The sequence below is a fragment of the Terrimonas rubra genome (assembly GCF_042686025.1).
Lineage (GTDB): Bacteria > Bacteroidota > Bacteroidia > Chitinophagales > Chitinophagaceae > Terrimonas > Terrimonas rubra.
Genome location: NZ_JBHUOZ010000001.1, coordinates 947,974 through 960,811 on the forward strand (window position 1 = coordinate 947,974; position 12,838 = coordinate 960,811).

11 protein-coding genes are annotated in these 12,838 nt (G+C 39.0%); 7 read left to right on the forward strand and 4 right to left on the reverse strand.

Annotation, left to right across the window (positions count from 1 at the left end; genetic code table 11):
- Window positions 1-153: 153 nt before the first annotated feature.
- Window positions 154-1,833: an alpha/beta hydrolase-fold protein gene (locus ACFS6H_RS04080; RefSeq protein ID WP_386095486.1), complete on the reverse strand. Its 1,680-nt coding sequence runs from the start codon at window positions 1,831-1,833 to the stop codon at window positions 154-156.
- A 123-nt stretch (window positions 1,834-1,956) separates the two neighbouring features.
- On the opposite strand from ACFS6H_RS04080, the gene ACFS6H_RS04085 reads away from it, so the two are divergent.
- From ACFS6H_RS04085 to ACFS6H_RS04100, 4 genes are all read left to right on the forward strand, one after another.
- A complete protein-coding gene (locus ACFS6H_RS04085) occupies window positions 1,957-2,211 on the forward strand; it encodes an ATP-binding protein (RefSeq protein WP_386095488.1) in 255 nt (84 codons plus the stop codon).
- A 147-nt stretch (window positions 2,212-2,358) separates the two neighbouring features.
- Window positions 2,359-3,003, forward strand: coding sequence for an SDR family NAD(P)-dependent oxidoreductase (locus ACFS6H_RS04090; protein ID WP_386095489.1), 645 nt, complete (start codon window positions 2,359-2,361; stop codon window positions 3,001-3,003).
- Between the two features lie 98 nt (window positions 3,004-3,101).
- Complete coding sequence (locus ACFS6H_RS04095) at window positions 3,102-3,509, forward strand: luciferase domain-containing protein (protein WP_386095491.1); 408 nt, start codon at window positions 3,102-3,104, stop codon at window positions 3,507-3,509.
- Window positions 3,506-4,411 carry a helix-turn-helix domain-containing protein gene (locus ACFS6H_RS04100; RefSeq protein WP_386095492.1) on the forward strand — a complete coding sequence of 302 codons (906 nt, stop codon included), beginning with the start codon at window positions 3,506-3,508 and terminating at the stop codon, window positions 4,409-4,411. The genes ACFS6H_RS04095 and ACFS6H_RS04100 overlap by 4 nt, the downstream gene beginning before the upstream one ends.
- A gap of 187 nt (window positions 4,412-4,598) precedes the next feature.
- Here ACFS6H_RS04100 and ACFS6H_RS04105 read toward each other — a convergent pair whose 3' ends face one another.
- The 3 genes from ACFS6H_RS04105 to ACFS6H_RS04115 form a co-directional block, all read right to left on the reverse strand.
- Window positions 4,599-5,357: a hypothetical protein gene (locus tag ACFS6H_RS04105; protein WP_386095494.1), complete on the reverse strand. Its 759-nt coding sequence runs from the start codon at window positions 5,355-5,357 to the stop codon at window positions 4,599-4,601.
- A 413-nt stretch (window positions 5,358-5,770) separates the two neighbouring features.
- The gene (locus tag ACFS6H_RS04110; RefSeq protein WP_386095496.1) at window positions 5,771-6,466 is read right to left on the reverse strand and encodes a hypothetical protein; all 696 of its coding nucleotides are present in this window, start codon (window positions 6,464-6,466) and stop codon (window positions 5,771-5,773) included.
- 2 nt (window positions 6,467-6,468) lie between these two features.
- Window positions 6,469-9,675: a hypothetical protein gene (locus ACFS6H_RS04115; RefSeq protein WP_386095498.1), complete on the reverse strand. Its 3,207-nt coding sequence runs from the start codon at window positions 9,673-9,675 to the stop codon at window positions 6,469-6,471.
- A gap of 834 nt (window positions 9,676-10,509) precedes the next feature.
- Here ACFS6H_RS04115 and ACFS6H_RS04120 point away from each other — a divergent pair.
- From ACFS6H_RS04120 to ACFS6H_RS04130, 3 genes are all read left to right on the forward strand, one after another.
- Window positions 10,510-11,079 (forward strand): Crp/Fnr family transcriptional regulator, encoded by a 570-nt coding sequence (locus ACFS6H_RS04120; RefSeq protein WP_386095500.1) that lies wholly within the window; start codon window positions 10,510-10,512, stop codon window positions 11,077-11,079.
- Between the two features lie 78 nt (window positions 11,080-11,157).
- A complete protein-coding gene (locus tag ACFS6H_RS04125; RefSeq protein ID WP_386095502.1) occupies window positions 11,158-12,138 on the forward strand; it encodes an aldo/keto reductase in 981 nt (326 codons plus the stop codon).
- A gap of 242 nt (window positions 12,139-12,380) precedes the next feature.
- Window positions 12,381-12,752, forward strand: coding sequence for a DUF1304 domain-containing protein (locus ACFS6H_RS04130; RefSeq protein WP_386095504.1), 372 nt, complete (start codon window positions 12,381-12,383; stop codon window positions 12,750-12,752).
- Window positions 12,753-12,838: the final 86 nt, after the last annotated feature.

Sequence of the window (12,838 nt, forward strand, 5' to 3'; positions counted from 1 at the left end):
AAATTTTCTGCTGAGCTGCAATTCTGCAAAACTTTTAAGCTTTTAAGTTTGTATTGATTATTTCCTTCAATGCGGAAACGGCTTGAAATTTTCCTGTCAAATAAGTGAAAGGAAGCCTCATAACCTTATTTATGCTCTCCGGATTAGATGAGTTTATTGTACTTTCAGCCTGATGTAGTTTATCCAAATTTGCTCCCGGTCCTTGTTATTTTCAAAGTTTTGTAACATAAACGCCCGATTGTATGCTACTTTTCCTTTGAAACATAATTTATTGTTGATGTAAACCTTTACTTCCTTTTTTAAGTCTACCATTTCAGGAGAAATATTGATTAAAAATGACTGAATGCCTGAAGTTTCGATGTGGAATATATTATTGTCGTATTGTGCTTTTATTCTCCCCGAACTTCTAGGAAAGTCGAAAGCAGCTTTATCAACTGTTTTACTTATTAAACTGTCATCTTTATTATATTCTAACCATTGGGTAATCTTAAAATTTAGCTCTTTATGTAATTTTGCTTTTGAACTTAATGTATCCAACTTTATGTTGGAAATCCAATCTATATTCCCGTATTTTTCGTCGTCAAATTCCCAAGAAATTTCCTTTGGAAACGGATTTCTTTTTCGCGTTGTTAAATCATCAAAAAGAATTTTATAAGCAGGTTCAGATTCGTCAAATTGAGGAAACCAATGCGGAAATCCGTTGTAACGATATTCCTTGTAATCTGCCTTTATTTCATTCATTAACCTGGTAAAGTCATCATTTGCATTTGGCGGATAATAATAATCTTCGTCCGTCGAAAAGTTGACAAATGAACGGTTTTTTATATTTTCTATAAATGATCCTCCTGTAAAAACTTTGGGATATGTATTAAAACCATAAAAACCTGCAAATTGTGTTGGTTGTTTCATGAGATAGGAAAAAGAACCTGTTGCGCCATTTGAGTGCCCGGAAATAAAAACTTTATTGTCATCTATATTAATTCCCCTTTTTATAACTTTTAGCATTTCAGGTATCATAAAAAAACCGTCATCTGGAGTCATCCAGTTATATTGTCGGCTTCCTTTTGGAAAAACTAAAATCACATCGTTTTGTTCAGCGTATTTTGTGTAATATCTATTCCAACCCCCTAAATTCCAATCGGCAAATTGATAATCAACCAACGCATTATGTCTTACGGCCCCGTGGAGGAAAAACAATAAAGAATATTTTTTTCCGGGATCGTAATTTTTGGGTAGGTGAATAAAAAAAGAGGTTTTTGTACTGTCGTTTACTATAAAAGAGATGGAATAGTCACTTTCTTTTTTTGCCTTATATGGGTTGAAATTCCTGATTTGTTGGTATAGTTGCTTTGCAGTTTCCGTTTCTTTCAAGATAATTTTATTACCGCTATAGAACTCCTCCTCTCTTTTTTGCAATTCGTCGTAAAATTGTTTTTTCTTACTTATTGCAGTCGCTTTTAAAGTACCCCATCTCTGGTCCGAAATCAAATTTTTGAATTCTTCATTTGCATAATCTCTAAGGATGTAATTCCAGCTAGGATACCCATTGCCATCTGTTTGCATAGCGGCAAGAGGGGTAAGGTAAAGAAAGGCCTTATCATAATCTTTTATTTTAACTGCGATTACTGCTGCGTAATATAGGCTTACCTTATCTATACTATCAGGATAATTTTTAAAAGCTATCTCGTATAGATTTAAGGCCTGTTTGTACTCATCTACTTCTTTAGCACTCTCCTTTTGCTTTAAGGCTTTTGTAGTCAGATTTGAATAGGTATCCTGTGCTTGTACAAAAAAACTTAATAAAATAAGGAAAATTAAAATGCCATATCTCATAAATCAACTTTTTATGAGACAAAACTATAAACAGATTATTTCAAAAACTTGTACAAATGGAACATCAAAATTTAGGAAGGTATACGCCAGAAGGTATTTTCTTTGCCGAATAGTGTTCCTTTATTGAAAAAGGTTTTAGGTGAACTTTCTGACCCCTCTGTCCCCTTTAACCCGGATATTGCAGCTACATTTTTTCGCTCCGGCTATATAGAATCCTGGGGGCGTGGTATTGAGAAAATTGCAGCAGCCTGTAATTCATTCGGTATTCCATTGCCGGTATTTGATACTGGATTATCTGGCTTGATTATTATTCTTCATATCGCAAACAAGTGTATCTCATCCTGTTGTTACCGGAACAGAACCGCTGAAGTTCTTTAGAAAGTATAACAGGTATATCAAAGTGGTTGTTTGAATTGGTGATTATTACGTTTGATTTTTCATTTTGACTACAACAACAGTCATTTTGGATACATCTGTTTTTTGAACGTGTTGCAATTTTGTATCATCAAATTAAACCAGTAAGAAATGAACAAAAACATCATTATTGTAGGAGCAGGTCCAAATTTAAGCCTGGGAATTGCAGAAAAGTTTGCTGAAAAAAATTTTTCCATCGGACTGATCAGCAGAAACGAAGAAAAACTAAAAGCTCAAATCGAAAACTTTAAGGCGAAAGGCGTTAAGGCAGAATATGCCGTTGCAGATGCTTACAATACATTACAAATAGAGAACGCTGTTGCCAGATTAGCGATTAAAATGGGAAGCGTAGATGTGTTGTTATACAACGCAGCGGCAATGAAATACAAAAACATCATCGACGAAACGGCGGATGATCTAACGGATGATTTCAAAATGTCGGTGGCAAACGCATTTCATTGCGTAAAAATATTGCATCAGCAACTCAAAGAAACAAATGGAGCGGTATTGTTTACTGGCGGCGGACTAGCCCTTTATCCAAATGTTCAGGTTGGCTCCTTATCAGTTACAAAAGCGGCATTAAGAAATCTAGCCATTCAATTACACGAGGTTCTTAAAGAAGACGGCATTTATGTGGGTACTTTAACTGTTAATAATACCATTCGCCCGGATAGCGAAACACATTCACCAAAAATTCTGGCAGAAAAATTCTGGGAAATGTATACTGATAGGGCGCAAGCCGAACTACAGTATTAATAAAAGGACTTCGCTAAAACAACGATATCCGGCAAAGACAAAATTGATTGTTGGATTGCAGGTTTTGACAAGTATAATTCTCTAATTCATTTAAACTAATGGAAAACTCAAAAATCATTACGGAAATAGAAAATACCGTTCTAAAATGGGAGGAAACAAGTACCGGGAATGGTGATTTTGGTGCCATAACATTTTTATATCGGGGAAAAGAATTTGGCCATATACACAAAACCGGAGATCTGGATATTTCATTCGGGGAGCAGATGACTGAAGAATTACTGAAGAAAAAACTGGTCAAAAAGCATCTTTATGTTCCTAAAACTAATATTACTTACCCTGTTCTGAACGAAGAAAAACTTCCGTTTGCAATCTCATTGTTGCGGATTTCCTATCTTAGTCATTATATAAAAGCCAATGAAAAGGATATGTTTTCGCAAGGGATATTTGAAAGCGAATTGGCAAAGCTTCCAGAACGTTTAACATCAGTTTACCTGAAACAAAAATGAAGCAAAGCAGGAAAATAAAAACCTTAACCGAATATCATCGTTTGCGTGGTTTTGGAGAGCCCGTACATCCTTTGATCAGCGTTACAGACCTGGAAACGGTTTCGCCTGAACATAATTTATCAGGTGTGATGGTAGATTTTTATTCTGTTTGTATCAAACGCAGTTCAAATATAAAGCTGAAATACGGACAGCAAGAATATGACTTTGATAGTGGCGTGATGTTTTTTATGTCGCCCGATCAGGTTTTTAGCCTCACAAGCAGCGGCGAAACACCCGCACAGTCAGGTTGGTTATTGCTTATTCATCCTGATTTTTTTTGGAACACATCACTTGCAAAGACAATTAAACAATATGAGTTTTTTAATTATTCTGTAAATGAGGCATTATTTCTTTCAGAAAAAGAAGAAAAAACCATCAATGATATTATAGAAAACATTCGGCAAGAGTATCTCGGCAACCTTGATAAATTTAGTAAGCAAATCATCATTTCGCATATCGAGACCTTACTAAATTATGCTGAGCGGTATTACAATCGTCAGTTCATTACACGTGAAAAATCCAATCATCAAATTTTGGAACAGTTGGAAAATCTGTTAACCGGTTATTTTAACAGTGGTGATTTAATTTTAAAAGGATTGCCCACGGTACAATATGTCGCTGAAGAACTCCACCTTTCCCCAAGTTACCTGGGAAGTTTGTTGCGAACACTTACAGGACAAAATACACAGCAACACATTCATAATAAACTGATAGAAAAAGCCAAAGAAAAACTAACTACAACAAATCTTTCCATAAGTGAGATAGCTTACGAATTAGGTTTTGAACACTCGCAATCATTCAGCAAACTGTTTAAGCGCAAAACCAATATTTCTCCATTGGATTTCAGACAGTCGTTTAATTAACGGGATATCCGGAACAGGCGCCACCTTTAGCAAGATTAAAAAACGGGTTTAAACCGGGTATTCTTCTTTTGCGTCTTAGGTCAGCACAAATATTAATCCCATAAGCTACGGCGTGATCGTACTTCCGCACATAACCAAATAAAGGCTGTAAAACCACTGGTGATGCCGCTATTAACGTCTCTTCAATTTACTTGTAGGAATATGCGGCAAGTAAAATGGCCTTTCCTTCGACAATGCTGTACATTTTGCTCAGGCGTCCGGCCCGATCATATTCATACGTAAATTCTCCTTTGGGACTACCGGGACTACCCAGTGTGATAACCTCTGGCGTTTGTCCTTCCGTAAATCTGCGTAACAGCTTACCATCCTTGTCATATTCAAACCGGACTGACACCTTTCCCACTTCGTAATTGAGGCCTTCGGATGTAAGTTGTACAAGCCTTTTATTACTGAGGATGGCGTCATGACGCTTTTCTGTTTTTGTGGTTATTTTTTTGTCGGGTACATAATGGTATGCTATACTGTGATAGCTTAGGATAGAATCACCCTTGTTTTCTGTTAATGTAGTGATAGTAGAGTCTTTACGGGGACTGATCATTTTCTGCGAAACAATTAACCCGTTGTTGTAAACATATTCGTAAAGGGTGGTATCCTTTCGTTTGGGATCATTGATATCAAAAATTGTGATTGAGGCTACTATATCGTTTTGATCATTATAAAAATGCCTGTCTTGCTGAAGTAGCTTTTTGTTTCTGTAATGATCCTTTGCCGACACACGCCCCAGGGAGTCGAGTGTTTCCATGGTCCAAAACCCTTTACCAAAGCCGTTCAATGATTTCCGTATGATGCTGGTTGTATTCGTATAAAACGACTTTTGCACAAAAAGCTGCGCCCGGATAACACCGGTTATCAACAGAAGGCTCATGAAAGTAAATAAACTTCTCATTCTCCAATATTATAAATGTTTGATCAGTAATAAAATAACTTGTCGTACAAATACAGATGCCACAACCTGTGAAATTACATACCTCCCGCTTCTTTCTTGCAGCCTGTAATCCCAAGCCTTGGAATGTGCTTAGTAAAAGGGGCTTGGTTTTAATGCTTTGAGTTATAGCCAAAAGGAGAGCTGTTTTAACTCTCCTTTTGCGCTAATTAATCGTTAATCAATTTTACGTTATGAAACGTATCATAGCTACCGCAGGTATACCTTCTACTACTGAACTGCATTTTTAATCGAACTGGGATTATTCTTTATTCAATATTTGATATATTGCCTTGCCCTGTGCTGCTAAAAACAAGGCAATTTCACGCCATCCCTTTGTGTCCGACAAGAATTCATCAAACAACTTTTCAGATTTTTTAGTAGATCGGCATTACTCCTTCCAAAATATTGTTTAACTCTTCAACGTGCTGCAAAGCTTGTTTGTAGTCGTCTCCATATTTGTCATTAAAATGAGAAGTATAATTCTCCCTTATAAAATTCAATGTCCGATCGTAGGTTCCTAACCCTGCAAGTTTTGAAACAATCAGTCTCTTTAAGTGAAAATTCCCACCAAATCGATAGGGCTTATCCGCATCTGTTTCCCAAGGGGTTTTCCCGTTAATCATTCTATCTATTTCCCGTAAATCTTCAAATTTGTCTAACAGAGGTATCGCAGTAGTTTCCATGAAGTCGGTTATTAAGCCTACGCATTTTTCCACGTCATGTTCAGTTTTCATAGTAGGTAAGTAACCAATTTGAAGTATTCCATTTATAGTTTCATAACTGAATCCAATCGTCCCCGTGTGTTTTGAAATAGGAGGTGACAAAGAAATGCCTTTTTTCTCAAGTGCCATTAACAGTTCAATGATTGATTTATGCCTCTTATAAAAATTGTATATTATTTGCTGTTCAGGATTATAATCTGTTAACCCACCGTTAATAACGTCTTCTCCACAATCAACCTTTCTTACAATTTGAAAGTCAGTTGCTTTTCCCCGTTCCTTAAAGCCATATTGTTCAATCCGGGGTATCAAGTATTTCATCATCAGTTGTCGTGCTTCCGTCTTGTTCATTCCTAATATATTTTGGTTACATTATAGTTTGAAATCCCTGGAGTTCCATCTCCGATAGTATTGACATAAGCTTTTACTTCCAGTTGTGCATTTTGCGGAAAATTCTGCCCAAACCTGCTGCTTCTCAACGTAAAATTAGTATTTCCGGTGCTTACCTGATTCGTAAAATTTATTTGGTTTGTCGTAAACGGAGCATTGCTACTCAACTTGGTTTCATTGACTACTATTTCATATCGGTTAGGTCCGACACTCTTATACCATACATTATCTGCTACCATGTAGCTACCGTCAGGGAGTTTAATCTGCACCTGACTCACTCTTTCAAATCCCGTTAGATTTACACCACTAGCTGTTTGTACTTTTAGGGGATGGGATGGATCTGTATTAATGGCCTTTTCAAATGCTTTCCCGTCGATCCAACGCTGCGGATACACTTTGGCCTCAGTGTTAATAGCCAGATCCTGATGCATATCAATGATCTCATCTGCATTGGACGCTTTCAGTACATTATCGTTTACCCCGTCGATGTTATGTGTGGCTTTTCCGCTATACACTTCATTTGTCCTATCGATCACGATCACATGCTCTTCGCCATTTATGATATTTTTCGTCAGGAGTTTATCATTGTCAATTTTCCTTACCAGCTTACCATTGGTCGAAGCATTTTTGATCGCATCTGAAACAGGGTTGGTGCCTGGTGTGTTGGGAACAAAGCTCTGGACACCGGTCATTTCTTCCCCAGCACCTTTTACCACATCCTGTCCTTTATTTAGTATCTTGACGGTGCCGATAACGATCATTGCTACCTGCACGCTATGCCGGCCACCTTGGTACTTGCTGCGATCCCCGCCTGCATTATAATTATCGTAACCGGAAGCAGCCGCGAGGAACTGGCGAATTTTTTCACTGTTGAGTTTGCCGATACCGTTCCAGATCGTATTGAGGGTGCGGGCGGGATGACGAATAAAGTCATAACCGGCTTTGACCATTTGCATTACTCCGGTAAGTTCATCCACCAGTTGATCGGTTGCGCCTGCCGCTGCTGATGGCATTTTAAAGACACTCTTATCGTAAAGAGCCTTCACATTGATCAGGGTAGTATTAGACCGAACACCACGATCCCAGATGAACTCAGGCATCTGGCCTTCTTTAATGATGTGACGGCCGACATCCCAAATGGCGCTGATGGCCTCCAGCAGTCCCATCCCTTCTTTAGAAAACTCCTCTTCATTCAGCACCTGATATCTTTCGAGTTGTCGTTCGCGACCAACGGTGCGTACATCACGGGCTTCTGCTTCAGCCTGCTCCCTGATCTCGGTCACAACCTGTTGTACATGGTTAACAATTTTGGGATGTGGGTTGCCAAGTCGTGTGTAATTCAATTTTACCTCATATTGCCACTGTCCATTTTCAATATAGGCGCGAATAGCAATGTCAGCATCGGTAGGTCCGAAAGTACCGTCTTCGAATTTGTTAGTTTCTGTAAGTTCTTCGCCAAAGGTCAATGTTTTGGGGCCACCCTGGCCGACAGTGTATTTTACGGATTGAGTCTGCTGATCATAGAAATAAATCTTTACCGAGCTGTGCAGCCGGTTGTTTAAAAAGCTGTCCAGCTTGGCAGCCGATTCATTAAAATAACTGGTAATTGTTTTTTGTGTCTGCGAAGCTGGGGCACTGATGGGAGAAGCTGCCGGGCACTCGGTAGGAGTAGATTCCACTACTGATCCTGGTGAAGAGGGTGCAGATTCAATATCGAAAACTTCACTGGCGGTTGTATTGATGTTGCCTGGAGTGTTGGGCCGTAGACGATAATCTACGATCTGTCGCTCAATTTTGCACTGCCCATTCGGTTCTTTCACCCATTTCATTCTGACCACTTTCACGAAGCCGTCCACCGGCGTTGGATTTTGAACCAGCAGAGAAGGATTGAACAGGCTGTCAAAATTGGGTCGGCCATTCACAACCTTATAGAAGCCTGTAAATTTCGGTGGAGGAACTGCTATGGCACCAGGCATAAGATATTCCTCTTGGATCGATACGTATCGCTGTCCATTGATAGAGAAGCCATATACTGCACCATTGGTATGACTGGCTGGATCAATGTTTTTATAAACCTGTACGCGGGCACCTGCAGGAAATGTGATAAGCTGGCCGGAAGAAGTTACATAAGTGCTGACATGCTCATATTCCGCCAGTCTATCGAAAGTCGTAGTGTCTACTTTTTCGATCCTGTCAAATGGAATTTCCGGAAGCCAGCCAGGGTCGCATTCAAAACCAGTGGCGGGGGTACCTGGTTCATTTTCCGGACAGGGATCTTCGTCTTCCCAATTACAATTCGTGCAAGAGCCGGAACCACTTGTACCGCCACTGCTCTGCACACTAAACCAGCTCCAATCTTCATCATTAAAGTCATCAAACCAAAAGGTAATGCAGACGGTATTTTCAGCCGAGCAAGAGGGCTTTATCATAGACCTGTTATATACGGCAGAACTCCTAACAGCTGTACAGCTAACAAAATAAGTATATGTTATACATACCTCTTCCCAATAGACGCCATTCTCGGACCCATGAATTCGCCCCGCATTGTTGTTGTGGAATCGAATTATTTCAAGTCGATTGTCCATGGACAAATCATTACTTTGATCAATCAATCTTCTATCGTACAGATCGAATTGGGTGTTCCCGAAAATGTTGTAGTCAAAATACAGGAAGGATAAAAAGAGGTCCTTGCCCCCCCATTGCCCCTCTGTAGGCTGTCCTTCACCCAAAAGGTCGCGATACCGGGTTGGATAGACCAGCCGGTACAACGTGTCGGACTGTGTGATCTTTGCGATGAGTATAGCATCGGTAGTAATACTACTGTCGCGGACAAATGGAATAAATATCATTTGATTGTCAACGGCGTTTCCCTGCCCTCTTGTAGCTTGAGATCGTCCTGTGGCCACCTTTGATTTATCCCATAATGGGAAACCCGCATTTCGAGTCAAGCGGCTCACAAAATTGCGGGAAGCATCTTGTCGCTCGATACTGCGAGCAATGGCTAATACTGTTGGATGGGTAGTAGTAGTGGTTTGAAAAAACCGAGCCTTTACACTAGAAATATCTTCTGATTTGGTCCGTTCGAAATCTATTTTGCGGCAGCTATTACTAACAATTAGGAAGATGCCGAATGTAAGGCTCAGTAACAGTAGTTTTTGATTTCTTCTCATAGTTGATTTATGATTGGGTTTTGGTGGAGAAATAAAAATGGTATGTAGATAGAATATTATGATCGGCTAAGTATTCTTTCTAGCTGTAGGACGGTGGACGCAATAAATTTTAAACGCATCAAACTTAGGTTCGACACAGTGGTTTTTGGGCATTGTAGCATTTTTAGGTAGAGCAATTCCCTGCAACTTTCAAAATAGCCCCAACAATGAGCGGCGAAAGAAGTCGCAAGTTAAATTAGTCAGGAAGCTTAGCTAAAGTAGGAAACCCTGTTTTATAATGCAATACCACATTGTGGTATTTTCGTCCTTTAAAATCGATTGTTGTGGGAATGAGCTCCTTAAAAGCTAAGAACTTTAAATATACTTCTCTAAACTTTTTAACATCTGATCTGCCCTCCACAATTAAAGCCCATGTTCCTCTAACAAATGTGTCTTCAAAAAAGCTCAACGTCTATAGAGAGGGGTTACAGTCATTTACAATTTAACTGAAACTGAGACTAATGTTATATCTATTCAGCTAAACAGCATTATGCAATAAATGTATTATTTCCACTTGCGCTGCTATACTTTGTTTTGATAATTTGCGGATCATCGGATTAGAAATATCAGCTAAAATACATGTTTTATGGATAGACCTTAATATCTTAGGTTTAAAGACATATTTTAACATTCTTTTGCACGGAGTTCCTTATTGCTTATCAATGCCTGTTTTGTCAGTGGATTTCCGGTATTTCAATCAAATAGCAAGGTTATCAATATAAGGACATTGCGGGAAACAACTATTATTTGTCAAATGACAAATTCACATCCAACAACAATTTCTAACTTTGCTCAATGGATACCTTCATTGAATATGTTTTACAGTTTGGCAATTTGAATAAGCAACAAATTGACCTTATTAAGAACAAGGCGACAGAAGTAGAACTCCACAAAGACGAATACTACTGGGAAGCCGGGAAAACCGTGAAACAAATCGGGTTTCTAACCAATGGCGTTATTCGGGTTTTTTATTACAACAACAAAGGCGAAGAGATTACCAGGTACTTTATTGACGAAAATCATTTGATTTTATCCGGAAACACTGTTGACGAAGTTTATACCCCTTCCGAATACCTTTCTGCTACCACAGATTGTAAACTGGTTGTTTTTTCAAAACAGGACTGGAAAGACCTCAGCGACACTATTATAGGCTGGAGCAGTATTATTCAAAAAATAATTACCAAACATCACACTGAAAAAATTACAAGAAGAAGTGAATTGGTGTCTCAGGAGGGAACTGAACGTTATCTTGACTTCATTAAAAAATTCCCAACACTGGTAAATCGCGTACCATTGTCATACATTGCTTCTTATCTGGGGATCACACAATCTTCTTTAAGCAGGATCAGAAAAAATATCCGCTAAAACCGCTTTTTGCCATTTGGCAAATGATACCATTTTTTATTTGGTCAATTTCGTTTTTCAAATTTAAAATCTGGAAAAATGAAATTAAGAAAATTAGGAAAAAGCGGACCGGAAGTGTCTGAACTTGGTTTTGGAGCAATGGGGTTAAGCTTCCCCAATGCACCATCAAAGGAAGAAAGCATCAAATTAATTCGTTCAGCCGTTGAACAGGGTATTACTTTTTTTGACACGGCCCAGGGCTACGGAGAGAATGAGCTCTTAGTAGGGGAAGCACTTGAACCATTACGAAAAGAGGTTGTTATCGCCACTAAATTCGGTTTTAAAAACGGGGATGTAAGACAAGGCTTAGACAGTCATCCTGACAACATCAAAGCCGTAGCCGAAGCTTCGTTAAAAAGACTAAGGACAGACGTCATTGATTTATTTTACCAGCACAGGCCTGACCCCAATATTCCTGTTGAAGAGGTGGCAGGAGCAGTAAAAGATTTAATCCGGGAAGGCAAGGTCAGGTATTTTGGCCTCTCCGAAGCAAATGAAGAAACGATTCGTAAAGCGCACGCTGTTTTAGCTGTAACAGCTTTGCAAAGCGAATATTCTATGTTTTATCGTGAACCCGAAAACAATATCCTTTCAACATTAGAAGAACTGGGAATTGGTTTAGTTCCTTTCAGTCCATTGGGCAAAGGTTTTCTGACAGGAACCATCAACGCAGGTGTTGAGTTGGATAAAAATGATACGAGAAATATGCTGCCTCGTTTTAGCAAAGAAAACAGGGCCGCCAATCAGGCACTGGTTGATTTGGTTACTGCTATCGCAGCAGACAAAAACGCAACACCAGCACAAATCGCATTGGCCTGGTTGCTGGCACAAAAACCATTCATCGTTCCCATTCCCGGCACCTCAAAATTACTCCGTTTGCAGGAAAACATTGGTGCAACAAAAGTCACTATTACAAACGACGAATTAGGTCAAATTAATAGGGCCTTGTCAACAATTAAGATCACCGGCGAACGTTACCCCACCCATTTACGGACCATTGCAGAAAATAATGAAAAATAGCAACCCGGTTAAAAATATTACCTGTAATGGCCAGAAGTAGCGCTGTTCAAAAATCTTATTATAGATCGAACGCCTGGCAGGCACCGCCGGGAGGCAATCCCTTTTGACAGGCTTTTAATTTAACGAACCAATTAGGTATTACCTTTAAACAAATTGTTTAAAAGCGAAACCCTTTTCAATAATATAATGTATAGATTTGTATCCTATATACCGGTTCATCAAACTAACCGATTTTAATAATTATGATGCACATAATTGCAAACATCCTTACTACTCTCGTTATTATAGAACATATCTATATTGTTTGGATGGAAATGTTTGCATGGGAAACTGCCGGTAAAAAAACATTCGGAAAATCTTTACCCCACCATCTTTTCAAACCAACTAAAGGGCTGGCCGCAAATCAGGGGCTTTATAACGGTTTTCTTGTGGCAGGTTTGGTTTGGTCTTTTTTCATCAATGATGCAACATGGAGCATCAATATCAGGCTGTTCTTCCTCGGATGTGTAGCTGTTGCAGGTATATTCGGCGCGTTTACCGCTTCTAAAAAAATTTTTTTTGTACAGGCACTTCCTGCGCTGCTGGCCATTTTGTTTGTTCTTGCTTCAAAATAAAGCCGAGTTTAGGTATCCGATATTTCCCGTTCTAGTATCATAATGAACCTCCTCTACGAACCTGTCAACTTAGTATGCTTCGCTAA

Coding starts and splice junctions, on each gene's coding strand:
- ACFS6H_RS04080 (WP_386095486.1), bottom strand. CDS start 1,833: ATGAGATATGGCATTTTAATTTTCCTTATTTTATTAAGTTTTTTTGTA.
- ACFS6H_RS04090 (WP_386095489.1), top strand. CDS start 2,359: ATGAACAAAAACATCATTATTGTAGGAGCAGGTCCAAATTTAAGCCTG.
- ACFS6H_RS04095 (WP_386095491.1), top strand. CDS start 3,102: ATGGAAAACTCAAAAATCATTACGGAAATAGAAAATACCGTTCTAAAA.
- ACFS6H_RS04100 (WP_386095492.1), top strand. CDS start 3,506: ATGAAGCAAAGCAGGAAAATAAAAACCTTAACCGAATATCATCGTTTG.
- ACFS6H_RS04105 (WP_386095494.1), bottom strand. CDS start 5,357: ATGAGAAGTTTATTTACTTTCATGAGCCTTCTGTTGATAACCGGTGTT.
- ACFS6H_RS04110 (WP_386095496.1), bottom strand. CDS start 6,466: ATGAACAAGACGGAAGCACGACAACTGATGATGAAATACTTGATACCC.
- ACFS6H_RS04115 (WP_386095498.1), bottom strand. CDS start 9,675: ATGAGAAGAAATCAAAAACTACTGTTACTGAGCCTTACATTCGGCATC.
- ACFS6H_RS04120 (WP_386095500.1), top strand. CDS start 10,510: ATGGATACCTTCATTGAATATGTTTTACAGTTTGGCAATTTGAATAAG.
- ACFS6H_RS04125 (WP_386095502.1), top strand. CDS start 11,158: ATGAAATTAAGAAAATTAGGAAAAAGCGGACCGGAAGTGTCTGAACTT.
- ACFS6H_RS04130 (WP_386095504.1), top strand. CDS start 12,381: ATGATGCACATAATTGCAAACATCCTTACTACTCTCGTTATTATAGAA.